The organism is Blautia hansenii DSM 20583 (genome assembly GCF_002222595.2).
GTDB lineage: Bacteria > Bacillota > Clostridia > Lachnospirales > Lachnospiraceae > Blautia > Blautia hansenii.
In genome coordinates this window covers 2,760,160-2,785,000 of the sequence record NZ_CP022413.2, presented here as the reverse complement: position 1 = coordinate 2,785,000, position 24,841 = coordinate 2,760,160, and the positions used below count along the sequence as shown (strand labels likewise).

The 24,841-nt window shown below is 40.0% G+C and carries 21 protein-coding genes, 3 tRNA genes and 1 rRNA gene (1 of these 25 cut by a window edge); 21 read left to right on the top strand and 4 right to left on the bottom strand.

Annotation, left to right across the window (positions count from 1 at the left end; all coding sequences use genetic code 11):
- The 15 genes from CGC63_RS14030 to CGC63_RS13960 all read left to right on the top strand — a co-directional run.
- Positions 1 to 1,858: ribosomal RNA gene (locus CGC63_RS14030) — 23S ribosomal RNA — on the top strand; it begins 1,026 nt to the left of the window's first position.
- Between the two features lie 93 nt (positions 1,859 to 1,951).
- A tRNA-Glu gene (locus CGC63_RS14025) sits at positions 1,952 to 2,023 on the top strand.
- A gap of 49 nt (positions 2,024 to 2,072) precedes the next feature.
- A tRNA-Cys gene (locus CGC63_RS14020) sits at positions 2,073 to 2,143 on the top strand.
- Positions 2,144 to 2,154: 11 nt separating this feature from the next.
- A tRNA-Asn gene (locus CGC63_RS14015) sits at positions 2,155 to 2,227 on the top strand.
- 257 nt (positions 2,228 to 2,484) lie between these two features.
- Complete coding sequence (locus CGC63_RS14010) at positions 2,485 to 3,657, top strand: phosphopentomutase (RefSeq protein ID WP_039925027.1); 1,173 nt, start codon at positions 2,485 to 2,487, stop codon at positions 3,655 to 3,657.
- 12 nt (positions 3,658 to 3,669) lie between these two features.
- Positions 3,670 to 4,083, top strand: coding sequence for a cytidine deaminase (cdd, locus tag CGC63_RS14005; protein WP_040351009.1), 414 nt, complete (start codon positions 3,670 to 3,672; stop codon positions 4,081 to 4,083).
- A 19-nt stretch (positions 4,084 to 4,102) separates the two neighbouring features.
- Positions 4,103 to 5,635, top strand: coding sequence for an ABC transporter ATP-binding protein (locus CGC63_RS14000; protein ID WP_004220534.1), 1,533 nt, complete (start codon positions 4,103 to 4,105; stop codon positions 5,633 to 5,635).
- Entirely contained in the window at positions 5,625 to 6,752 is a 1,128-nt protein-coding gene (locus tag CGC63_RS13995) for an ABC transporter permease (protein WP_004220533.1), read from the top strand. The genes CGC63_RS14000 and CGC63_RS13995 overlap by 11 nt, the downstream gene beginning before the upstream one ends.
- A 4-nt stretch (positions 6,753 to 6,756) precedes the next feature.
- Positions 6,757 to 7,710, top strand: a complete 954-nt coding sequence (locus CGC63_RS13990) for an ABC transporter permease (protein WP_004220527.1) — start codon at positions 6,757 to 6,759, stop codon at positions 7,708 to 7,710.
- 14 nt (positions 7,711 to 7,724) lie between these two features.
- The gene (locus CGC63_RS13985; protein ID WP_004220526.1) at positions 7,725 to 9,047 is read left to right on the top strand and encodes a pyrimidine-nucleoside phosphorylase; all 1,323 of its coding nucleotides are present in this window, start codon (positions 7,725 to 7,727) and stop codon (positions 9,045 to 9,047) included.
- A 16-nt stretch (positions 9,048 to 9,063) separates the two neighbouring features.
- Positions 9,064 to 9,729, top strand: coding sequence for a deoxyribose-phosphate aldolase (deoC, locus tag CGC63_RS13980; protein WP_009246663.1), 666 nt, complete (start codon positions 9,064 to 9,066; stop codon positions 9,727 to 9,729).
- Between the two features lie 18 nt (positions 9,730 to 9,747).
- Positions 9,748 to 10,857: a BMP family lipoprotein gene (locus CGC63_RS13975; RefSeq protein WP_004220519.1), complete on the top strand. Its 1,110-nt coding sequence runs from the start codon at positions 9,748 to 9,750 to the stop codon at positions 10,855 to 10,857.
- A gap of 94 nt (positions 10,858 to 10,951) precedes the next feature.
- Complete coding sequence (add, locus tag CGC63_RS13970; RefSeq protein WP_004220517.1) at positions 10,952 to 11,929, top strand: adenosine deaminase; 978 nt, start codon at positions 10,952 to 10,954, stop codon at positions 11,927 to 11,929.
- Positions 11,930 to 11,931: 2 nt separating this feature from the next.
- Positions 11,932 to 12,660, top strand: coding sequence for a Crp/Fnr family transcriptional regulator (locus CGC63_RS13965; protein ID WP_004220516.1), 729 nt, complete (start codon positions 11,932 to 11,934; stop codon positions 12,658 to 12,660).
- A gap of 17 nt (positions 12,661 to 12,677) precedes the next feature.
- A complete protein-coding gene (locus CGC63_RS13960) occupies positions 12,678 to 13,505 on the top strand; it encodes a purine-nucleoside phosphorylase (RefSeq protein WP_009246661.1) in 828 nt (275 codons plus the stop codon).
- Between the two features lie 65 nt (positions 13,506 to 13,570).
- Here CGC63_RS13960 and CGC63_RS13955 read toward each other — a convergent pair whose 3' ends face one another.
- Positions 13,571 to 15,343 carry a DUF885 domain-containing protein gene (locus tag CGC63_RS13955; protein WP_004220511.1) on the bottom strand — a complete coding sequence of 591 codons (1,773 nt, stop codon included), beginning with the start codon at positions 15,341 to 15,343 and terminating at the stop codon, positions 13,571 to 13,573.
- Between the two features lie 147 nt (positions 15,344 to 15,490).
- On the opposite strand from CGC63_RS13955, the gene CGC63_RS13950 reads away from it, so the two are divergent.
- The 6 genes from CGC63_RS13950 to pstB all read left to right on the top strand — a co-directional run bounded on the left by CGC63_RS13950 (position 15,491) and on the right by pstB (position 22,199).
- Positions 15,491 to 16,735: a hypothetical protein gene (locus CGC63_RS13950; protein ID WP_242648425.1), complete on the top strand. Its 1,245-nt coding sequence runs from the start codon at positions 15,491 to 15,493 to the stop codon at positions 16,733 to 16,735.
- Positions 16,736 to 16,833: 98 nt separating this feature from the next.
- Positions 16,834 to 18,114 (top strand): galactokinase, encoded by a 1,281-nt coding sequence (locus CGC63_RS13945; RefSeq protein ID WP_004220507.1) that lies wholly within the window; start codon positions 16,834 to 16,836, stop codon positions 18,112 to 18,114.
- Positions 18,115 to 18,742: 628 nt separating this feature from the next.
- The gene (locus CGC63_RS13940) at positions 18,743 to 19,696 is read left to right on the top strand and encodes a substrate-binding domain-containing protein (RefSeq protein WP_004220505.1); all 954 of its coding nucleotides are present in this window, start codon (positions 18,743 to 18,745) and stop codon (positions 19,694 to 19,696) included.
- A 21-nt stretch (positions 19,697 to 19,717) separates the two neighbouring features.
- On the top strand, positions 19,718 to 20,590 hold the full coding sequence (gene pstC, locus CGC63_RS13935) for a phosphate ABC transporter permease subunit PstC (RefSeq protein WP_004220501.1): 873 nt from the start codon (positions 19,718 to 19,720) through the stop codon (positions 20,588 to 20,590).
- Entirely contained in the window at positions 20,583 to 21,434 is an 852-nt protein-coding gene (gene pstA, locus CGC63_RS13930; RefSeq protein ID WP_004220497.1) for a phosphate ABC transporter permease PstA, read from the top strand. Before pstC ends, pstA begins: the two co-directional genes overlap by 8 nt.
- A 9-nt stretch (positions 21,435 to 21,443) precedes the next feature.
- A complete protein-coding gene (gene pstB, locus CGC63_RS13925) occupies positions 21,444 to 22,199 on the top strand; it encodes a phosphate ABC transporter ATP-binding protein PstB (RefSeq protein ID WP_004220494.1) in 756 nt (251 codons plus the stop codon).
- Positions 22,200 to 22,249: 50 nt separating this feature from the next.
- On the opposite strand, the gene CGC63_RS13920 is transcribed toward pstB, so the two are convergent.
- From CGC63_RS13920 to CGC63_RS13910, 3 genes are read right to left on the bottom strand one after another with little or no spacing between them, the layout of a single operon-like run.
- A complete protein-coding gene (locus CGC63_RS13920; protein ID WP_004220491.1) occupies positions 22,250 to 22,834 on the bottom strand; it encodes an ANTAR domain-containing response regulator in 585 nt (194 codons plus the stop codon).
- 30 nt (positions 22,835 to 22,864) lie between these two features.
- Positions 22,865 to 24,076 carry a glutamine synthetase family protein gene (locus CGC63_RS13915; RefSeq protein WP_004220488.1) on the bottom strand — a complete coding sequence of 404 codons (1,212 nt, stop codon included), beginning with the start codon at positions 24,074 to 24,076 and terminating at the stop codon, positions 22,865 to 22,867.
- A gap of 17 nt (positions 24,077 to 24,093) precedes the next feature.
- Positions 24,094 to 24,816 (bottom strand): GltB/FmdC/FwdC-like GXGXG domain-containing protein, encoded by a 723-nt coding sequence (locus tag CGC63_RS13910; protein WP_004220485.1) that lies wholly within the window; start codon positions 24,814 to 24,816, stop codon positions 24,094 to 24,096.
- Between the last annotated feature and the right edge of the window lie 25 nt (positions 24,817 to 24,841).

Genomic DNA, 24,841 nt, shown 5'->3' with positions numbered 1-24,841 from the left:
CAGCTAAGGTCCCAAAGTGCGTGTTAAGTGGAAAAGGATGTGGGATTTCAAAGACAACCAGGATGTTGGCTCAGAAGCAGCCATACATTCAAAGAGTGCGTAATAGCTCACTGGTCGAGAGGTCCTGCGCCGAAAATGTCCGGGGCTAAAACACGACACCGAAGCTGAGGAATTCTAAGGAATTGGTAGAGGAGCATTGCATAAGGGAAGAAGCAGTACCGAAAGGAGCTGTGGACTTTATGGAAGAGAGAATGCCGGAATGAGTAGCGAGAGTAAGGTGAGAATCCTTACGGCCGAATATCTAAGGTTTCCAGGGTAAAGCTGATCTGCCCTGGGTAAGTCGGGACCTAAGGCGAGGTCGAAAGACGTAGTCGATGGACAACAGGTTGAAATTCCTGTACTGCGATATAACAGAACTGTGGGGACACGTGTGGAAAGCACATCCCGGGAATGGAATCCCGGGGCAAGCGAGGTAGGAGTCTGGTAGGCAAATCCGCCAGGCAATCTGAAGACGTGATGCGGACCGAAAAGAAGTAGGGAAGTGTGTGAGCCATGCGTCGAGAAAAGCCGCTATTGTTTATATCGTACCCGTACCGTAAACCGACACAGGTGGATGAGGAGAGAATCCTAAGGCCGACGGAAGAAGCATTGTTAAGGAACTCGGCAAAATGACCCCGTAACTTCGGGAGAAGGGGTGCCACAGAGATGTGGCCGCAGAGAATAGGCTCAAGCAACTGTTTAGCAAAAACACAGGTCTATGCAAAACCGAAAGGTGAGGTATATGGGCTGACGCCTGCCCGGTGCTGGAAGGTTAAGAGGAGAGGTTAGCGCAAGCGAAGCTTTGAATTTAAGCCCCAGTAAACGGCGGCCGTAACTATAACGGTCCTAAGGTAGCGAAATTCCTTGTCGGGTAAGTTCCGACCCGCACGAAAGGCGTAATGATTTGAGCGCTGTCTCAACAATGCATCCGGTGAAATTGAAATACCAGTGAAGATGCTGGTTACCTGCGCCAGGACGGAAAGACCCCATGGAGCTTTACTCCAGTTTGGTACTGGGACTCGGTATTGCATGTACAGGATAGGTGGGAGACGAAGAGGCATGGACGCCAGTCTATGCGGAGTCGCTGTTGGGATACCACCCTTGTGATATTGGGTTTCTAACCAGCCGCCGTAATCCGGCGGTGGGACAATGCCAGGCGGGGAGTTTGACTGGGGCGGTCGCCTCCGAAAGGGTATCGGAGGCGCCCAAAGGTTCCCTCAGAATGGTCGGAAACCATTCGCAGAGTGCAAAGGCAGAAGGGAGCTTGACTGCGACACCGACGGGTGGAGCAGGTACGAAAGTAGGGCTTAGTGATCCGGTGGTATTAAGTGGGAATGCCATCGCTCAACGGATAAAAGCTACCCTGGGGATAACAGGCTTATCACTCCCAAGAGTTCACATCGACGGAGTGGTTTGGCACCTCGATGTCGGCTCATCGCATCCTGGGGCTGTAGTAGGTCCCAAGGGTTGGGCTGTTCGCCCATTAAAGCGGTACGCGAGCTGGGTTCAGAACGTCGTGAGACAGTTCGGTCCCTATCCGGCGTGGGCGTAGGATATTTGAGAGGAGCTGCCCTTAGTACGAGAGGACCGGGGTGGACGGACCGCTGGTGTACCGGTTGTTCTGCCAAGAGCATGGCCGGGTAGCCAAGTCCGGAAGGGATAAACGCTGAAGGCATCTAAGCGTGAAGCCCCCCTCAAGATGAGATATCCCATTCGAAAGAAGTAAGACCCCTTGAAGACGACGAGGTAGATAGGACAGAGGTGGAAGTGCAGTAATGTATGGAGCTGACTGTTACTAATCGGTCGAGGGCTTGACCTAATAGCTTAGGAAGTTAAGCGGACTAAGCTGAACGGCAGTTGGAAGGTTTCGTTTTATATATGTGGTTTTGAAGGTATGGTGTGAAAAATATTTGGCTCCTTGGTCAAGCGGTTAAGACATCGCCCTTTCACGGCGGTAACACGGGTTCGATTCCCGTAGGAGTCACTAAAAATACTTGCATATTTATAAAATATGTGAGTATAATATATTATATGGCGCCATAGCCAAGTGGTAAGGCAAAGGTCTGCAACACCTCTATCACCAGTTCAAATCTGGTTGGCGCCTCTTTTTCATATTCCTCCTTAGCTCAGTCGGTAGAGCATGCGGCTGTTAACCGCAGTGTCGTTGGTTCGAGTCCAACAGGGGGAGCTTTTCTATTTTCAGATTTTAAACAAAGAGCACAATGGTTCTCAAAGATGAAAGCCATTGTGTTTTTTGTTATTCTTCTTTATAAAAGTGAAGCTATTGGTATATATTAGTTATAGAGGTATTTTCTTGTGCCGAATTTTGGCAAATTATAAAAGATTTCAAAAAAGGACATAAGTCCTTTTTTGGGGATATAAGATACTATATAATAAAATTATATGAGCGTAGTGAGCAGGATAATAAAGAAAGGGACGAGAATGATGAGCAAGCAGAGAGTATATTTGATTGTATTGGACAGTTTTGGAATTGGACATGCACCGGATGCGGCTGATTTTGGAGATGAAGGTGCAAATACACTCTATACAATTACCCATTCAAAGGAATACGATACACCGAATATGAGAAAATTGGGACTTTCTTGTATTGATGGTGTGGATTATCTGGAAAAATCAGATAATATAGTAGGAAGCTATGGAAGGATGCAGGAAGCATCAAAAGGAAAAGATACGACAATCGGACATTGGGAGATTGCAGGTATTGTGTCTGAGAATGCTCTTCCTACTTATCCCAATGGATTTCCAAAGGAAGTTTTAGATGAATTTTCAAAAAGAACAGGCAGAGAAGTGCTTTGCAACAAGCCTTATTCCGGAACGGATGTTATCAGAGACTATGGAGAAGAGCACGTTCGTACAGGAAAGCTGATTGTCTATACATCGGCAGACAGTGTTTTCCAGATTGCTGCACATGAGGACATTGTTCCGGTAGAAGAATTGTACAAATATTGTGAAATTGCCAGAGAGATTTTGGTAGGGGAACATGGCGTAGGACGTGTAATTGCCAGACCGTTTGTAGGGGAAGCGCCAAATTTCCAAAGAACTACAAATCGCCATGATTTTTCACTTTTACCGCCAAGGGACACTATGCTGGATGTTTTGCAAAAAGAAGGATACGATACTTATGGTGTGGGCAAGATTTATGATATTTTTGCAGGGAAGGGTATTGCTCATACTCAGCGTATTCAGGGAAATGTGGATGGAATGGAAAAAACCATACAGCTTCAAGATAAAGATTTTAATGGCTTATGCTTTGTGAATTTAGTGGATTTTGATATGCTTTATGGTCACAGAAATGACATTGAGGGATATGCAAAGGCTGCAACTGTTTTTGATAAGCAGTTGGGAACTTTTATGGAGAGAATGCAGCCGCAGGATATTTTAATGATAACAGCAGACCATGGATGCGATCCAGGATTTAAGGGAACAGACCATTCCAGAGAATGTGTACCGTTTTTAGCTTATGGCGAGCAGGTGAAAAAAGGGGTAAATATGGGAACTCGTAAAACATTTTCCGATATCGCTGCAACCATATTGGACATCTTTGGAATTGACAGCAGATTGGATGGAACCAGCTTTAAGGATGAAATCTTAAAATAGGAGATGGAAAATATGGACAATCTTGAATTGCTGGAGGAAGCAAAAAAAGCCCGATTAAAGGCATATACGCCCTATTCAAATTTTAAAGTAGGCGCAGCGCTTTTGACAAAGAGCGGAAAAGTTTATTTGGGCTGTAATATTGAGAATGCCACATATACACCTACAAATTGTGCGGAAAGAACTGCTTTTTTCAAGGCGGTTTCAGAGGGAGAAAGAGAATTTGAAAAAATAGCCATTGTGGGTGCAAAAGACGGAGAGGATGCAAATGTAATGTGCTCACCTTGCGGGGTGTGCAGGCAGGTAATGATGGAATTTTGTGACCCAAAAGAATTTCAGATTATTCTTGCCAATGGGGAAAATACTTGCAGAGTCATGACTTTAGAGGAGCTTTTGCCCTGTGGCTTTAGTTCATTTAATTTGAAATAAAAGAAAAGGAGGAAAAAACGTGGAATATGTAATTGAAATGAACCATATTACGAAGCAGTTCGGTGATTTTAAAGCTAATGATGATATTACCCTGCGCGTAAAAAAAGGTGAAATCCACGCACTGCTGGGTGAAAACGGAGCAGGTAAATCTACACTGATGAGTGTTCTGTTTGGTTTGTATCAGCCGGAAGCAGGTCAAATTAAAATTAATGGAAAAGAAGTAAAGATTAACAATCCTAATGATGCCAATGCTTTGGGAATTGGAATGGTACATCAGCATTTTAAATTGGTTCATAATTTTACCGTACTGGAAAGTATTGTTTTAGGACGGGAAACAACAAAAGGCGGGGTCCTGAAAATGGATGATGCCCGTAAGAAAATTATGGAATTAAGTGAACGGTATAAATTCAAAATTGATCCGGATGCGTATATCTCCGATATTACAGTAGGTATGCAGCAGCGTGTAGAAATTTTGAAAATGCTGTATTGTGATAATGATATTTTGATTTTTGATGAGCCTACGGCTGTTTTAACTCCACAGGAAATTCATGAGCTTATGAAGGTTATGAAGCAGTTGGTGGAGGAAGGAAAGTCTATTATCTTCATTACACATAAATTAAATGAAATTAAAGAGGTTGCAAATCGATGCAGCGTACTTAGAAAAGGAAAGTATATCGGAACCATTGATGTTGCGGAAACTTCCAAAGAAGCCATGTCAGAGATGATGGTAGGAAGAAAAGTCAATTTCATTCTGGATAAGAAAGAAATTACGCCCGGTGATGCTATTTTGGAAGTAAAGAACATGACGATTAAGTCAAAGCATCATGGCAAAGAAGCAGTAAAGAATGTATCGTTTACCGTACGAAAAGGTGAAATTGTTACCATTGCAGGTATTGACGGAAACGGACAGTCTGAATTGGTATATGGTATTACGGGAATGATGCCTATTGACGAGGGACAGGTCTTCCTAAAAGGAAAAGATATTACTCATGAAAGTATTCGCAAGAAATGTTTGGATGGTATGGCACATATTCCGGAGGACAGACATAAGGATGGTCTGGTTTTGGATTATGACCTTCAGCAAAATCTGGTGCTCCAGAGCTACTTTACAAAACGCTTCCAAAATCATGGATTTTTAAAATTTGATGCAATTCGCAGCTATGCGGAGGAACTGATTAAGAAGTTTGATATTCGTTCCGGACAGGGTGTAAACAGCATTGTAAGAGGAATGTCCGGCGGTAATCAGCAGAAAGCGATTATTGCAAGAGAGCTGGACAGAAATCCTGATATTGTTATTGCAGTGCAGCCGGTTCGAGGACTGGATGTAGGCGCTATTGAATATATCCATAAACAGCTGATTGCACAAAGAGATGCAGGAAAGGCAGTGCTTTTGGTATCCTTAGAGCTGGATGAGGTTATGAATGTAAGTGACAGAATTCTTGTAATGTACGAAGGCGAAATCGTTGCAGATGTAGATCCGAAGAAGGTTACAACGGAAGAACTGGGATTATACATGGCAGGAGCGAAAAGGAGTGTGAACAATGAAAAATAAGAAGAAAAATATTTTTCAGGGAGAAGGCATAGCAAGTTTCGGTTCATCCATTCTTGCGATTATCTGCGGTCTGCTCTTCGGACTTATTATTTTGCTCGCAAGTAATCCGAGTCAGGCATACGGCGGATTTATGATGATTTTGCAGGGGGGATTTACAGACGGTATTCAGGGAATTGGACAGATGCTGTATTACGCAACTCCCATTATTATGACCGGTCTGTCTGTTGGATTTGCATTTCAGACAGGATTGTTTAATATCGGCGCGCCGGGACAGTTTACCGTTGGCGCTTATGTGGCAATTTTAATCGGTGTAAAATGTACCTTCCTTCCGGCAGGACTGCATTGTTTCGTAGCGATTGCAGGCGCTGCTTTGGCAGGCGCATTATGGGGTATGGTTCCCGGTTTATTAAAAGCATTTCGAAATGTAAACGAAGTAATTGCTTCTATTATGATGAATTACATTGGAATGTATATGGTAAATATGTTAATTCAGAGAACCATTTATGACCAGGTAAAGAACCAGTCCATGGCAGTTGCATCGACTGCTAACCTGCCGAAAGCGGGATTGGACAAGATTTTTCCTAATTCCGATATCAATGTAGGAATTCTTATTGTTATTGCTTTTGTAATTTTAATTTATGTGATTTTAAACCGTACTACTTTCGGATACGAATTGAAAGCGTGTGGTAAAAATCCGAATGCAAGTAAATATGCAGGTATCAATGCAAAGAGAAACATTGTATTATCTATGGTAATTGCAGGCGCATTATCCGGTATCGGCGGCGCACTTTTATATCTTGCAGACTCGGGAAAATATCTTCAGGTATTGGATATTATCGCACCGGAAGGATTTTCAGGAATTTCCGTAGCACTTTTGGGAATGTCTAATCCAATCGGTATTCTTTTTGCCGGATTGTTTATCGGACATCTTACCGTAGGCGGTTACAATATGCAGTTGTTTGATTTTGCTCCGGAAGTTATTGATATGATTATTGCGGCAATTATTTACTGTGGAGCGTTGTCCCTGTTATTCAGAGGTATCATTCATAAAATTCAAGCCGGAAAAAGTAAAAAACAGACAGATAAAGCAAACAGCAATCTGAAGAAGGAGGAGTAGGAGTATGGATATTGTATATTTTATTATGCAGCAGACAATGTTTTTTGCCATCCCGCTTCTGATTGTAGCTATTGGCGGTATGTATTCTGAGCGAAGCGGCGTCATTAACATTGCGCTAGAAGGTATTATGGTAATCGGAGCTTTTGCAGGTGTTCTTTTTATCAATATGACACAGGCAAATTTAAGCGGACAGGGGCTCTTGCTCATTGCCATTGTGATTGCAGGCGTTACGGGAGGAATTTTCTCACTGCTTCACGCATTTGCATCTATTAATATGAAAGCGGACCAGACAATCAGCGGTACTGCACTGAACATGTTTGCTCCTGCATTTGCAATTTTTGCAGCAAGAACCATTCAGGAAGTGCAGCAAATTCAGTTTACAGATACTTTCCAGATTGATAAAGTTCCTGTATTGGGAGATATTCCTGTAATTGGACCATTATTTTTCCAGAATTGTTATATTACAACTTATATTGGGATTTTAATTTTCCTTGTAGCAGCTTTTGTAATTAAGAAAACAAGATTTGGATTAAGACTTCGTGCCTGTGGAGAACATCCGGGAGCAGCAGACTCTGTGGGTGTTAATGTTTATAAAATCAGATATTCCGGTGTTATTATTTCCGGTGTTCTTGCCGGAATTGGCGGTTTGGTCTTTGTTGTACCGACTTCCACAAACTTTAATGCAAGCGTTGCGGGATACGGATTTTTGGCATTGGCAGTATTGATTTTCGGACAGTGGAGAAGTAATAAGATTTTTCTGGCAGCATTTTTCTTTGGAATTATGAAAACCTTGGCAAGTGCATATTCTGCTATTCCTGTTTTAAAGGATTTGCCAATTCCAAATGAAATTTATAAAATGATTCCTTATATTGCAACTTTGGTAGTTCTGGCATTCTTCTCTAAGAATTCACAGGCTCCGAAGGCAGAAGGTATTCCTTACGATAAAGGAAGCAGATAAAGGAGGCAATCGCTATGAGAATGTATGATTTAATCATGAAGAAAAGAAATGGGGAAGCGCTGACAAAAGAAGAAATCCAATACATGATTACCGAATATGTAGACGGAAAAATTCCGGATTATCAGATGTCGGCATTTTTGATGGCAGTTTATTTTAAAGGAATGAACGAGGAAGAAACTCTGGCAATGACACAGGCGGTAGCGCATTCCGGTGATATGGTGGACTTATCCGGTATTGAAGGAATGAAGGTAGACAAACATTCTACCGGAGGCGTAGGAGATAAAACAACACTGGTTATTGCTCCTATTGTAGCTTCCTGTGGAGTAAAGGTGGCTAAGATGTCAGGGCGAGGATTAGGTCATACCGGCGGAACTGTGGACAAGATGGAAGCAATTCCGGGAATGCGAACCTCTTTAGACAGAGAAGAATTTTTTGATGTGGTGAATAAAACAGGTCTTTCCGTTATCGGACAGTCGGGAAATCTGGCTCCTGCGGATAAAAAGCTGTATGCCCTTCGGGATGTAACGGCAACAGTAGACAGTATTCCGCTCATTGCAGTGTCAATTATGAGTAAGAAGCTGGCTGCAGGAAATGACGGTATTCTCTTAGACGTAAAAACAGGAAGCGGAGCTTTTATGAAAACCGTGGAGGACTCCATTGCATTGGCGAAGGAAATGGTATCTATCGGAGAAAACGCAGGAAAGAAAATGGCTGCGTTGATTACGAATATGGACATTCCTTTAGGTCACAATATTGGAAACAGCCTTGAGGTAATCGAGGCTGTGGAAACTTTAAAAGGAAAAGGTCCGGCGGATTTAACAGAGGTGTGCTTGCAGTTGGCTTCCAATATGCTTTATCTTGCAGGAAAGGGTACAGAGGAAGCATGCAGAGCTTTGGCTGAGAATGCAATAAGAAGCGGTGCGGCTCTGGAACGTCTGGTAGCTATGGTAGAAGCGCAGGGCGGTGACTCGGAAGTTATCTTAAACCCTGAGAAGTTTGAAAAAGCGCCTTATGTCTATGAAGTAAAGGCAGAAAAAGACGGCTATATTACGCACATTGATGCAGAGGGCTGTGGAATTGCATCTGCCATGTTAGGCGCTGGCAGAGAGACAAAGGAAAGTGAAATTGACTATACTGCGGGTATTATTTTACATAAGAAGACCGGAGAAAAAGTAGAAAAAGGCGATGTTCTTGCTGCGCTCTATACATCAAAGGAAGAATTATTTGAAGCAGCGGCAGAAAAGTATAAAAAATCTATTTTCATAGAAGAGGAAGCGCCCAAGAAGGAACCTCTGGTTTATGCCAGAGTTACTCCGAAAGGAATAGAAAAATATTAAGATAAGGAGGAATTATATGAACACAAGTGAAATTTTAAGTCATGTAGACCACACACTTTTGAAAGCTTTTGCAACATGGGAAGATATTCAGAAGCTGTGTGAAGAAGCTATGGAGTACCATACCGCTTCTGTGTGTGTACCCCCAAGTTATATTAAAAGAATTCATGACACTTATGGGGAAAAAATTAACATTTGTACAGTAGTGGGATTTCCTTTGGGATACAGCACTACAAAAGCAAAGGTTGCGGAAACAGTGCAGGCGATTGAAGATGGAGCATCTGAAGTAGATATGGTAATCAACATTGCAGATGTGAAAAACGGTGACTTTGATAAGGTTACCGAGGAAATTAGAAGCCTGAAACAGGCAGCCGGCGATAAAATTTTAAAAGTTATTATTGAAACCTGCTATTTAACAGAGGAAGAAAAGATTGCTATGTGCAAAGCTGTTACAGAAGCAGGTGCAGACTACATTAAGACATCCACCGGATTTGGAACAGGTGGAGCTACAATGGAAGATATTCTTCTGTTTAAGAAGTTTATTGGACCACACGTAAAAATGAAAGCCGCAGGCGGAGTTAAGAGTGTGGAGGATATGGAGGCCTTTCTGGAAGCAGGATGCGACAGAATTGGCACAAGTTCAGCAATTTCCCTGATTAAAGGGCAAAGTGTAAAAGGTTATTAAAATTTAGGAGGAAAAATCATGAAGAAAAAACTGATTAGCTTAGTGCTGGCAGGAGCAATGTTATTAGGAATGGCAGGATGTGCAGAAAAACCGGGTGCATCTGAAGAAGGAAAAAAAGAGGACAAAGGAAGCAAGTACGAACTGGCGTTAATCACAGACGTTGGAACGATTGATGACAAATCCTTTAATCAGGGTTCATGGGAAGGTTTAAAGAAATATGCAGATGAGAATGATATCACATGTAAATATTACAAACCTTCAGAAAAATCAGATAAGGCTTGTTTAACAGCTATTGACCTTGCAGTAAAAGGCGGAGCAAAGGTTATTGTAACACCGGGCTTCTTATTTGAAAGACCGATTTTTGAAGCACAGACAAAATATCCGGATACAAAATTTGTTATTATTGATGCAGCTCCGGTAGAAGGCGAAAATAAAGCTCCGGAAATTAAAGAAAACGTACTTTCTATTTTCTATGCAGAAGAACAGGCTGGATATTTAGCAGGATACGCAGCAGTAGAAGAAGGATACAGACAGTTAGGATTTATGGGTGGTATTGCAGTACCGGCAGTTATTCGTTTTGGTTACGGATTTGTTCAGGGTGCAGACGCAGCAGCAAAAGACTTAGGTCTTGCACAGGGTGACATCAACATTAAATATACTTATGTAGGTAACTTTGACGCTTCTCCTGAAAATCAGGCAAAAGCAGCAGCTTGGTACAGCGAAGGAACAGAATGTATTTTCGCATGCGGCGGCGGAGTTGGTAACTCTGTTATGAAAGCAGCAGAAGGTGCAGGTAAGAAAGTTATTGGTGTAGACGTTGACCAGTCCGTAGAGTCTGAAACAGTTATCACTTCTGCAATGAAAACATTAAGTGACTCTGTTTACAATGCAGTGGCATCTGTTTATGACGGAACATTTGAAGGTGGAAAATCTATCACATTAGGCGCAGCAGATGACGGTGTTCAGTTACCAATGGAAACATCTAAGTTTGAAAAATTCACACAGGAAAAATATGATGAAATTTATGCAGCATTAAAAGATGGTTCTATTCAGGTTGCAAATGATACCGCAGCAGATGATGCAAGCAAGCTTCCGGTTAACGTTGTAACAGTTGAGTCTATTAAATAATTAAGAAATGATAATTCGTATAAGCATCTTCACCTTAGGCTGAAAGATGCTTATGCTATTTTAGCAGAGAAATATCTGCCGGAAGGGAGCAGGAATGGAAAGTGAAAAAATCATAAAACTTCCAAAGGTGGAGCTTCATTGTCATTTGGACGGCTCATTGCCAATGGGAATTATTCGTGAGCTTTTAGGCAGGGATGTAAAGAAGGAGGAGCTTCAGGTTCGGGATGATTGCAGAAATCTTGCGGAATATCTGGAAAAATTTGACCTGCCTTTGTCCTGTATGCAGACAGAAACAGGCTTAAAGCGTACTTCAAAAGCTTTTTTAGAAAGCTTAAAGCAGGATAACATTCAATATGTAGAAGTTCGCTTTGCACCTCTGTTATCTGTGAATGAGAGCTTAGATTGTACGAGGGTAATACAGTCTGTTTTAGAAGGACTGGAGGAAGCCAAAAAAGAATGTGGAATTTATTATAATGTAATTGCCTGTGCTATGCGTCACCATACAGAGGAAGATAATTTACAGATGATGAAAGCAGCCAGAAGCTTTTTAGGGGAAGGAATTTGTGCTGTGGATTTGGCAGGAAATGAAGCTGCATTTCCTATGGAAAATTTCACAGAATTATTTCAGAAAGCAAAAAAACTGGGGCTGCCTTTTACCATTCATGCAGGAGAATGTGGAAGAGTAGAAAATGTCATAGAGGCAGTTAAGTGTGGAGCATCCAGAATAGGCCACGGAATTGCATTAAGAGGACATGCTGATGCAATGGCAATGTGCAAAGAAAAGCAGATTGGAATTGAAATGTGTCCAATCAGTAATCTTCAGACAAAGGCAGTGGCAAGTAAATCAGAATATCCAATGAGAGAGTTTCTGGATGCAGGATTATGTGTTACCATAAATACAGATAACAGAACAGTAAGTAATTCCAGTATACAAAAGGAAATGGAATTTGTGCAGAAGAATTACGGAATTACAGATGAAGAGCTGGTACGTATGACAGAAAATGCAGTTCATGCGGCGTTTGCAAATGATGAAGTGAAAGCAGAGCTTGTAAGAAGACTGAAAGAGGTATAAAAATGCGAAACAAATATTTGTATAGTGTACTGCCATTTTTGAAAAAATGTAAAAGAGAGACACAACAGCAGTTTGAGGATTATTTTCAGACAGCGCCGGCTTGGCTTATGGAATGTTTTCAGGTAGAGGAAATGGAAAAAGGGCAAATATTTGTGCGGGAAAACACACCGATTGATACCATTTATTTTGTAGGAAGAGGTACGATTAAGGCAACAGATTACAGAATTTATGGCATTACCTATGATTTTATGAGCTTTGACTGTGTACATGCTCTGGGCGGAATGGAAATCATTATGGATTTGGATACTTATATGACGACCTTGGAAACTGCCACACCATGTACCATTGTGAAGATTGCAAAGGCAAAGTATGAAAAATGGCTGTTGACGGATCTGCGTGTTTTAAAGCTGGAAGCAAAGCTTACAGGCAAATCATTACTGGAGGACGGAAGAAAGAACAGGGCATATTTATTTCTCCAAGGCTCAGACCGTCTGGCAATGCTTTTGACAGAGCGATATGAATTGTATGCAAAGAACGGCATATTGCGGGTACGGGGCGGCAGACAGGGGCTTTCTGACACTACGGGACTGTGTGTAAAAACCATTAACCGTTCTGTAAAGAAATTTTTGGAGGAAGGTCTTATCAGTAAGGAAGGAAATCAGCTTCTTGTTTCTTTTGAACAGTATAAGAAATTAAAAGAATTGATAGCGGCAATTATAGATATTGAGTGAAAGAAGGGAGAATTATTATGAGCGCAGTGTATGAAAAATTAAGGACATGTTTGGAGAGTATTCAGAAAAAAGTAGATTTTAAACCGGAGGTGGCTCTGATTTTAGGCTCCGGTCTGGGTGATTATGCAGATGAAATCGATGTGGTGCAGACGCTTGATTATACAGAAATCGAAGGCTTTCCAACTTCGACTGTGGCAGGGCATAAGGGACGTTTTGTCTTTGGATATGTAGGGAAAACTCCTGTTGTAATTATGCAGGGACGTGTGCATTATTATGAAGGCTATGCCATGTCAGACGTGGTGCTTCCAACCAGACTTATGGCTCTTTTAGGAGCGAAAAAGCTGATTTTAACCAATGCGGCAGGCGGTGTAAACTTTGAGTTTAAGCCGGGAGATTTTATGATGCTTACAGACCATATTACAACCGGTGTGCCAAGTCCTTTGATTGGGGAAAATTTAGATGAGCTGGGTGTGAGATTTCCGGATATGAGCGAAGTATACAGCAAGAGAATACAGGAAATTATAAAAACAGCGGCGAAAGACTTGGATATTGACATCAAAGAAGGTGTTTATGCACAGTTTACAGGGCCCAATTATGAAACTCCGGCAGAAATCCGCATGGCAAGAACATGGGGAGCAGACGCAGTGGGCATGAGTACGGCATGTGAGGCAATGGCAGCACGCCATATGGGAGTGGAAATCGGCGGAATTTCCTGTATTACAAATATGGCAGCAGGAATGTCAAAAGAAGAATTAAACCACAAAGAGGTACAGGAAACGGCAGACAGAGTGGCTGTGCAGTTTAAGAAGCTGATTACGGAAATTATTACCAAATTAAATGATTAAAAAAATAAGGCTGTTGTATTAAGGGTATCAAGATTTTGGCTTAATACGACAGCCTCATTTATAACCTAATATTTCATGAGCAGATATTTTTTCAAAACAGGAAAGGGAGCCGGACCTATTTCCAGAACATTTTTGTGAAATTTTTTCAGGTCAAAGGCATCTCCTTCTAAATCCCGAATTGTATTTTCTAAGGAAGAAAAATTCAGAAATCCCAAATAGTATTTTAAATAGTTTGCGGGATTTTCTACAATGTATTGAAAGATTTCATGGCAAACGTCCTCTTCCGTAACGCCAAAGGAAGACAGTATCTCAGAAACCGCAGTGAAATTCCAGCCTTTGTCATGGATGCCGATATCAAGGAGAGAATAGAGACAGAGACTGATACAGCGGTTTAAGCGGAGAAATTCCATGGAGGCAGGGCTGATATTTAAAAAATCCGCCGCATATCGGTAGGAACGGTCTTCTACAAAAGTTGCCCAGCCTTCTATATAGCCGCTGCAGCTCAGACAGCTTCGGATGGGAGATGCGTTTTGCTTACCAAAGTAAAGAGTCTGGTACAGGTGACCGGGAAAGCCTTCATGAGCCAAGGTTGTAAAAAGCTCAGGACAGGAAACAGAAGAACCTTTGTTAATATAAATAGTATTTGGATTGAGAGTGTCAATAGGGGGAGTGAGGTAAAAAGCAGGGCTTGAGAATTCTTCTATTGCCTTTGGTACGTATTTCACTTCATAATCCTTCACTGTAAGAGCAGGGAAATCTTTTGTAATAGTATCTTGCAGAAACGCAAGAATTTTTTCAGGTTCAACCATTTCTACGGCAGTTTCGGTATTTAAGCTTTCCGGTAAAGCAGGGTTTTCCTGTGATAATTTTTGCACATCATTATAATATTGCAAAAGCTGCTGATATAAATCTTTTTCGATTTCGTCTATGCTGCGATAATCTCCCACATCATTTTTAATCAAATAGGAATAGTAGGATTTTCCTTTGGGAAGGTGAGAAAGCCCGTTTTTGTTTTTTCCTGTACCTTTTAAATGTTCAAGCTCCTGTGCCAGAAGGCTGTAAGAAGGAAAAACAGACTCTTTTAAGAGCTTTTGGTGCATAGTTATGTAGGAGGAAGCCTGTTTTTTGCTGATTTGTTTTTCTTCCTGTAATTTTTGCACACGTTCCTGAAACATGGTATGCAGATAGTTTGTTTCTGTATTTTCCACAAAGGTATTGCATTGCTCGATAATTCTGTCGGCAGTTGTATCACTCATGAAAAGTCCTTTTTTGGATTTTTCTGTTTCAAATCTGACAATGCTTTTAAAATATTGGGGTATAGAGGCAAGTAAGGAAAAATAGTCTTTGATATCATCAAGAGAACGAAAGGTGTATTCTGCCAGAAGAACAGGAAGCTGTGCCTGAATACCCAGATTTGCTCCGAGGGGTTCTGCCAGAAGATAATCATCGGCTGCGGAAAGCTGTGTAGCGAAGGACAGCCTTAAAATATCGTAGATGATTTGATTTTCCTTTGAAAGCTTTTCAGGAGAAAAGGAATTAAGCTTTTTTTGCAGCTTTTTAAGGTCTTCTTTTCCTTTTTCAAAGCTTTCCGGCGACATATCACCCAGACTGATTTCTTTTTCCTTGATGCCATATTTTTCAGGGTTTGCTAAAGTATAATGAAGATTTAGGGTGTTGGAGGATAACTCGTTTTCGAAAAGCTTATCTGTAAATTGTTCAAACTGTGCATCAGGAGAGATAAAGCAGCTTTTAAAACAGAAAAAGCAGATGCCAAAGAGAAAGAAAAGCGCAGAACCGAAAAGTAGGAGACGGCGTTTCTTTTGAAAGAATTTTTTCAAGGTAAGCTCCTTGTAAGGATATTCATTATAGTTTATGAGAAAAAGAAAGATGTATGTGCATTTTGCATGGAAAAGAGGAAGGGCTTGTGTTAAGATGCTGTATAGCAGGTAATAATGAGGATAAAAGAAAAGAGAGGAGAGGGCGGTTTGAGAAAAAAAGGAATATTGCTATGCTTCATGTCTTTCTTACTTTTAGGGGGATGCGAGAAGAAAGAGAACACTCCAAATCCACAGGAAGCTTTGCAGCAGGAAGAAAATCAAAAGCCGGAGGTTTCCTTATCTGAAAATCTTTGGGATTTTGAATTTTCCATAGGAGAAGATGTATGGAAGCTGCCTGCGGAGCTGTCCAAATGGGAAGAAAAGGGATGGAGTATTGACGAAAAGCAGGAAGAGACCATGCTGGACGGAGAAGCTTATATAGAAGGAGAAACTTTAAAAAATCAGGAGCAGGAGATTTCTGTGGATTTTGTAAATCCTGAGGGGGAGAAGAAGCCTTTAAAACAGTGTTATGTAGGAGGAATTCTTTTAAAATATGAAGAGAAAGCTCCTTATTATCAGCTTCCGTCAGGAATTACACTGGGAGAAAGCACGCTTGTTCAGGTGACAGACAAATTCGGAACACCTACGGATGAGTACGAGGAAAAAGAGGATATCTATATTACGTATGAATATGGAAAATATAAGGAAGCAGAGCTGGTATTTCATATAGAGGATGAGGTGCTGTATCAGGTACGGATGAAAAATTATCGGGAACCGGAGAATGAGGAAGAACCGATTTCAGAGGAAATACCGAAAGAAGTAAAGGAATATCAAGCGCCGGAGGAGTACAATGGAGACTTTCAGGAATATGTGGTAAAGTATGATAACTCTTTTTATCAAATTCCTGCGCCTGTATCGCAGTTTGTGGAAAATGGATGGAAAATTTCAAAAGAGGGCTCGGATACGTATGTAAAAGCAGGAAGGCATGGGTATGTGACGCTGGAAAAAAACGGGCAGTCCTTATATGCAGTGGTAAAAAACTACGGAGAAGCAACCACAAATATTCAAAATACCTTTGTGACAAATCTGTCGGGAGATTTTGATGTGACAAAGGTTTCCATTGGCGTGGGAGATGAAATTGTACTGGGCATGCCGGCAGAAGAAATGAAACAACGGCTGGAAGGAAGCGTTTATCAGAAGGAAGAGGATGAAAAGGGAGAGAATTATTTTATATATTCAGATGAGAGTAAGAAGAATTTTATCCGTATTTTTGTGGACAAAGATTTGCAGCTGGTGAGAGAGCTTGAGGTTTCCAACAGTCCCGAGACCTTGGATGAGGGAGAGGAAAATGAGGATGAGAAAACAAATCCTTCAGATGCGCTTTTGAATGAGGAAAAGATTACGGAAGAATAGGAAAAGTCGGAAGAAATGTAGTGGTAAAAAGCATACGAGTGTGATATGCTCTTTATGAGGGTTGTTAAATTATCAGAACCAAGGAGGATAAACCAGAGATGAAGAACTCCGGAATTTTAAAAGAAGAATTATTACAGGGAAAGTATAGTCAGTTATTGAAAGAAATTTATCTGGATGAAAGCATGCTGGAATATCAGAACAAAAGATATGCAGATGCAATTACAGAGTTTGAAAAGCTTTACGGCGAAAAGGAAGTAGAAGTTTACAGCGCACCGGGGCGTAGTGAAGTGTGCGGAAATCACACAGACCACCAGCTTGGAATGGTGCTTGCTACATCAATCAACTTAGATGCCATTGCAGTCGTAAGTAAGACAGAAGGAGACCTTATCCGTATTGTATCAGAAGGATACGACATGGTAGAGGTAGACGTAAATGATTTAGAAGAAAAATATGAAGAAGAAGGAACAACAGCAGCTTTAATCCGTGGCGTTGTAGCTAAGGTAAAAGAAGAAGGCTACCGTGTTGGCGGCTTTGAAGCTTATGTTACCAGTGATGTGCTGATTGGAGCAGGACTTTCCTCTTCCGCAGCATTTGAAATTATTGTAGGTACGATTTTCTCCGGCTTATTTAATGAAATGAGCATCAGTCCTGTATTTCTTGCACAGGCAGGACAGTTTGCGGAGAATGTATATTTCGGAAAGCCATGCGGCTTGATGGACCAGATGGCATGTTCCGTAGGCGGATTAATCCATATTGATTTTAAAAATCCGGAAGAACCTGTGGTAGAGAAGGTTCCGGCTGACTTTGAAGCTTATAAATACAGTCTGTGTATTGTGGATACAAAAGCTTCTCATGCAGACCTTACAGAGGATTACGCACAAATTCCCGCAGAGATGAAGAAGGTAGCTGCTTTCTTTAAACAGGATGTGTTAAGAGAGGTAGATGAGAAAGAGTTTTACAGCCAGATACCGGGGCTGAGAAGTATTTTAGGAGACAGACCGGTACTGCGTGCCCTTCACTTCTTCGAGGAAGAAAAACGTGTACAGGCACAGGTAGAAGCTCTGAAACAGGGAGATTTTAAAGAATTTCTTTCTCTTGTGGAAAAATCAGGAAACTCCTCTTTTAAATATCTTCAGAACATCTATACAACAAGAAACGAACAAAGTCAGGCAATGTCCATTGCTCTTGGCGTCAGCGAAAGCATTTTGGGTAATCATGGTGTGTGCCGTGTACACGGAGGCGGTTTCGCAGGAACCATTCAGATTTTTGTGGAAAACAGCTTTGTAGAAGAATACAGAAAAGCTATGGATAAAGTTTTTGGAAGTGGTTCTTGTCATGTATTAAAAGTACGTCAGCATGGCGGTATGCAGGTATTGTAATAATAGGAATATAGAAAAAGTTTGGGAAGCTCAGAAGATGGGCTTCCTTTTTTCTTGGAGTTTAAAAAGAAAAGAGTTTACATAATCAATTTTACAAAATAGAAATGTTGTTGGATGTAAAATATAGATAAAATAGTTTATGTTATCTTTTAAATAGTCAGAATATTCTCAAATGTAAAAGTGTACAAAAGATGTTGAACTGTTGGAAGTTTCCCACATTTTATCCTCAAAGTTATACACACTGAAAAATCCAATAAATATGGGAAAATTATAGTTATACACTAAGTTATCCACATTATCCACAAAAAAATGTGTGGAAGAATATGATTTACATAATGAAATAAAGAACAAAGGTTTTGTGTACTTCTTATAAAAAGGCGTTTTTTGTAGAAAAAAGAAGAAAAGATATTGACTTTTTTGAAGTCAAATTTTTAACGAACTATGTTATAATTCACCGAAATAACGTGAAAACTAAATCTATTATCTGAAAATTTAGGTTTACGATAATTTTACAGAAATTTAACGATTTCATGATTGGTGATTTTACAAAACTCCTTTATAGTAAATGCTGTCGACGAGGAGAAGAATTGAATTTTACAAATAAAGATAATAAAGGAGAGTATTTATTATGAAGAAAAAAATGTTAGCAGCAATTTTAATGGGAACTATGGTATTCGGTTTAGCAGCATGTGGAAATGAAAGCGGAAATGATGAAAATGCAAATAAAGAAACTACAAATAAGGAAGCAACAAATCAAGAAGCTTCATCAGGAGAAGCTGAAAAAAGTACAGAAGCACCAAAAGGAGAAATTTCTGTAATTTCCAGAGAAGAAGGTTCAGGAACAAGAAGTGCGTTCATTGAGTTATTTGGAATTGAAGAAAAGGATGCTTCAGGGGAAAAAATTGACAATACAACAGAAGATGCACAGGTAACAAATAATACATCTGTTATGATGACAAGTGTAGCAGGTAATCCTCAGGCAATCGGATATATTTCTTTAGGTTCTTTGGATGACCCTGTAAAAGCTTTAAAAGTAGATGGAGCAGAAGCTACAGCAGAAAATGTAAAAAGTGATACTTATAAAATTGCACGTCCATTCAATATTGCTACAAAAGAAGGCGTAAGTGAGACAGCACAGGATTTCATTTCTTATATTTTAAGTCAGGAAGGTCAGAAAATCGTAGAAGATAATGGTTATATTTCTGTTGGAGATGATGCAGCGGCTTATGCGGGAACAAAACCATCTGGAAAAATCGTAATTGCAGGTTCTTCTTCTATTACACCGGTAATGGAAAAGTTAAAAGAAGGATATAAAGAAGTAAATCCAAATGCAGAAATTGAAATTCAGCAGAGTGACTCTACAACAGGTATGGAATCCACAGTAAATGGTATCTGTGATATTGGAATGGCTTCCAGAGAATTAAAAGACTCAGAAATCGAAGCTGGATTAAAAGGACAGGAAATTGCATTAGACGGTATTGCAGTTATTGTAAATAATAAAAACTCTATGAGTGATATTACAACAGATCAGGTAAAAGATATTTACACAGGTGAAATTACAGAATGGAGCGACCTTCAGTAAAGACAGAAAGGGATTAAAGGAATGAAAAATATAAAAGAAACCGTTATGAAATATGTGTTTCTTGTGTGTGCCTGTGCCTCTATTCTGGCAGTAGCATTAATTTGCATCTTCTTATTTGCCAATGGTATTCCTGCCATTGGCAAAATAGGAGTTTTTGACTTTTTGCTGGGAGAAAGATGGAAGCCGGGAAACAATATTTACGGTATTTTACCATTTATTTTAGGCAGTATTTATGTAACCGCAGGAGCCGTTTTAATTGGTGTTCCCATTGGTATTTGTACAGCTGTTTTCATGGCAAAGTTCTGCCCACCAAAATTATATAAATTTATGAAACCTGCTGTTGAATTACTGGCAGGAATTCCTTCTGTTGTATATGGTTTCTTTGGTATGGTAGTGGTTGTTCCTTTTGTTCGTGACTTCTTTGGTATTCAGCTGGGATTTGGGGGAGACGGTTCCAGTATGTTCACGGCTTCGGTAATGCTGGGTATTATGATTTTGCCTACAATTATCAGTGTGGGTGAGTCTGCAATTCGTGCAGTGCCGGAGAGTTATTATGAAGGTGCTCTTGCTCTTGGGGCAACACATGAAAGAAGTGTGTTTCGTACAGTGCTGCCAGCTGCAAAATCAGGTGTAATGGCAGGTGTGATTTTAGGTATCGGAAGAGCAATTGGAGAGACTATGGCGGTTATTATGATTGCAGGAAATCAACCGCGTATGCCAAAAGGTCTGTTTAAAGGTGTTCGTACTTTAACATCAAATATTGTTATGGAAATGGGATATGCAGCTGATCTTCACAAGGAAGCATTGATTGCAACAGCAGTTGTACTTTTTGTCTTTATTTTATTAATTAACCTGTTGTTCTCATTAGTTAAGAGGAGGGGAATAAATGGATAAGATACGTCAGAAACTAAAAATGTATGCCCATCATCCAGCCTCTTTTCTTTTGGCTTTGTTGGTTTGGATTAGTGCAATCTTTACAGCAGTGACACTGATTTTTATTGTAGGATATATTTTGATAAAGGGTGTGCCGCATTTGACACCACAGTTATTTGAACTGGAGTATAATTCGGAGAATGTTTCTATGTTTCCGGCAATTATCAATACGATTTTCATGATTATGTTGTCTCTTTTGGTTGCAGGTCCTTTGGGAATTTTTGCAGCAGTATATTTGGTAGAATATGCGAAAAAGGGAAATAAACTGGTGTCTGTTGTGCGCGTAACAGCAGAAACACTTACAGGAATTCCTTCCATTGTATATGGTCTGTTCGGAATGTTATTTTTTGTAACAACACTGCGTTGGGGATATTCTATGCTGGCAGGTGCGTTTACACTGGCAATTATGGTACTCCCTGTTATTATGAGAACAACAGAAGAAGCGCTTTTGGCAGTGCCGGATACTTACCGTGAGGCAAGTTTTGGACTAGGTGCAGGAAAACTTAGAACTATATTTGTGGTTATTTTACCTTCTGCAGTACCAGGTATTTTTTCCGGTGTAATTTTGTCTATCGGACGTATTGTGGGAGAAACTGCAGCTTTGATGTATACAGCGGGAACAGTAGCAGAGCTGCCGGATAGTGTAATGTCGTCTACGAGAACCTTGTCTGTACACATGTATTCTCTTGCAAGTGAAGGATTGTATGTAAATCAGGCTTATGCAACAGCAGTTGTATTACTTGTAATTGTATTGGCAATTAACTGGTTGTCCGGAAAAATTGCCCGCAAGATTAAGAAAGGATAAATAGAAAGAATGAGTAAGTTTTCGATTTCCGATTTGGATTTATATTATGATAAAGGAGCTTTTCATGCGTTAAAAAACATAAATCTGGAAATTCAGGCAAATGAGATTACTGCATTTATCGGACCTTCCGGTTGTGGAAAGTCTACCTTGCTGAAATCTTTAAATAGAATGAATGATTTGGTAGAAGGCTGTCAGATTACGGGAAATATATTGTTAGACGGAGAAGACGTTTATGGAGACATGAATGTTAATCTTTTAAGAAAACGTGTAGGAATGGTATTCCAGAAGCCAAATCCATTTCCTATGAGTATTTACGATAATATTGCTTATGGTCCAAGGACACATGGTATTCGTTCAAAAGTAAAGTTAGATGAAATTGTAGAGCAATCATTGAGAAGCGCAGCAATTTGGGACGAAGTAAAAGATCGTTTGAAATTAAGTGCACTTGGTATGTCAGGTGGACAGCAGCAGAGACTTTGTATTGCAAGAGCATTGGCAGTAGAACCGGAAGTATTGTTGATGGATGAGCCTACTTCTGCGCTTGATCCGATTTCCACTTCCAAAATAGAAGAATTAGCAGTAGAATTAAAGAAAAAATATACGATTGTTATGGTTACTCACAATATGCAGCAGGCAGCACGTATTTCTGATAAAACAGCTTTTTTCCTTTTAGGAGAAATGGTAGAATACGGAAATACAGAGGAAATGTTTTCTATGCCTAAGAATAAGAAGACAGAAGATTATATTACAGGAAGATTTGGTTAATTGCGTTATATTAAAAAATAAAATATGATTTGGAAAATGCGCATGAACTATCAGGTATAAGTTTTAATGATTTCTTCGGCAATGAATCGTTTGGCAATACAGCGATTCATTGCCTGTTTTTCTATGTAATGATGGGCTTCAGGTTCACTCATGGAGAGCTCGCTGATTAAAATCCATTTTGCTTTATTAACCAGACGGATTTCTGCCATTTTGTCTTCAATAGATAAAGACTTTTTTTCAAATTGTCTTAAACGTTCACGAGCGCTTTCCATCCAGGTAAGAGAATGGAGAATAATAGGCTTAGAAATTGGTTTTGGCAGTGTGAACACACCATATTCAGCCACTTTGTCATGAATAGAGGGCTGAATGTCACCTTTAACAAGAAGGAGTACCACACATTGCTTGGAAGTAGATATGTCAATTGCAAAACGGGTGCCAATATCATCAGGAAGAGGAGCATTGATGATAACAAAGTCAAAAGCTTTTTCTGCTAATATACGTCTGGCAGCACTGACACTTGAGACCGTCAGGACAGGATAATAGCGTATTTCAGACAACAGACTGGTGAATGCAGAGGTGAAGCTATCTGTTGCAGATACGATGAGTATACTGTAAACACGTTCTCTTAAACTCATTTAATCTCCTCCTTCTTTTGTTCATTTGATTTATCGGTTACAATAGATGTTTAATATAGCATCCGGTATATATTTTCTGATGAAATCACTGTTTGCGGCTGTGGTACAGGCAGATTTGAAATTTTCCGGAAGTTGTTTAAAGCTTGTAAGGATATCTTTATCTGCTTTGTACAGATTAATATCAGAGGGTGCAGGAAGTTCTGTTTTATTTTGAATTCCGTCCAGAATAGCATAAATAATCAGGGCAAATGCCAGATAGGTATTCGCAGAGGGATCAGGAGAACGAAGTTCTACACGTCGATATTTGCCAATTGCTGAAGGAACTCTGATAAGCTGTGAACGGTTTTCATTGGACCATGAAATATATTTCGGAGCCTTGTTTTTTCCAAAACGTTTATAAGAATTTTCTGTTGGATTTAAAAATATTGTCATATCCGAAATTTTATCTAAAATACCCGCTATCAGATAATTCATATTATCTGTACTGTCAGAAGATTTGACAGATATATTAATATGAAATCCATTTCCAGGCGCATGTTCTAATGGCTTTGGATTAAAATCAGCAAAAATCCCATTTTGCTGCGCAATTGTTTTGACAACGGTTTGAAATGTCATTGCATTGTCAGCTGCTGTTAAAGGATTAGAGTAGCGGAAGTCAATTTCATTTTGTCCTGGTCCTTCTTCATGATGGGAACTTTCTGGCTGAATACCCATTTGCTCCAATGTCAGACATATTTCACGACGTATATTTTCACCTCTGTCTTCCGGAGCAATATCCATATAAGAGGCATTGTCATAAGGAAGTTTTGTGGATTTGCCATTGTCATCTAATTGGAATAGATAAAACTCCTGTTCTGCACCAAAGAAAAATTGATAACCGGCATATTCAGCGGCCTGAATTGCTTTTTTTAAAATAGAACGTGTGTCACACTCAAATATTTTTCCGTCCGGATAGGTAATGCTACAGAACATTCTTACCACACATCCATGTTCTGGTCTCCAGGGTAAGGGCATCAGAGTGTCTGGTTCCGGATGAAGGAACAAATCAGAATGCGTTTCGTCTCCAAAACCTGCGATTGCAGATGCATCAATGGCAATACCATATTCAAAAGCCCGAGGAAGTTCCTGAGGCATAATGGATATATTCTTCTGTTTGCCAAATACATCGCAAAAGGCAAGACGAATGAATTTAACATCTTCTTCCTGCACATATTGGATGATCTCTTCTTTTGAATACTTCATAATACTACCTGCTTTCTTTAATTTGCCACATACATTTGTTTGTATGGATTTTTACTGTCTGGTGTAATAACTGTAAAAGGAACAGATAAAAGCTTATCTATAGAATATGTGAAATCTCTACAGTATTCAGACAGATATTCCATAATTTCATCTAAATCCTTTGAAGTTGCGTATCTTGCAGTAACTTGTTCTGGAAAGCAGATATCTTTGCAATTCCCGCGCAAAAACATTTTTCCACCGTGCATTCCGGTACATGGGAAGTTCCCTACTATAGGTTTTCCGACAGTGTTTATTCCAAGAACAATAATGATGCCACCAGCCTGATATTCGCCCAGAAAGCTTCCGGTATGTCCACCAATAATCATAACAGGAATTTTTTCTTTATAAGCTTTCATATGAATCCCGGCGCGATATCCTGCGTTACCTTTTACATAAATCTTGCCCCCACGCATAGCGTAACCGGCAGCATCTCCGATATTACCATGTATAAGAATTTTTCCTTCATTCATAGTATCGCCCACAGCGTCTTGAGCATTGGCATTTACTACAATATTGGCATTGTTTAAATAGGAACCCAGTGCGTTTCCTGGAATGCCATTGATTGTAATATTTTTATCAGACATACCTGCAGCAATAAACCTTTGCCCACAGCAACTTTCAATCATACAGTCTTTATCTGCATTGCACAGTGCTTCATTCACAGCTCTGTAATTTAAATTTGCAGCATTAATGATTTTCATATTATACCATACCTTCCTAAAAAAA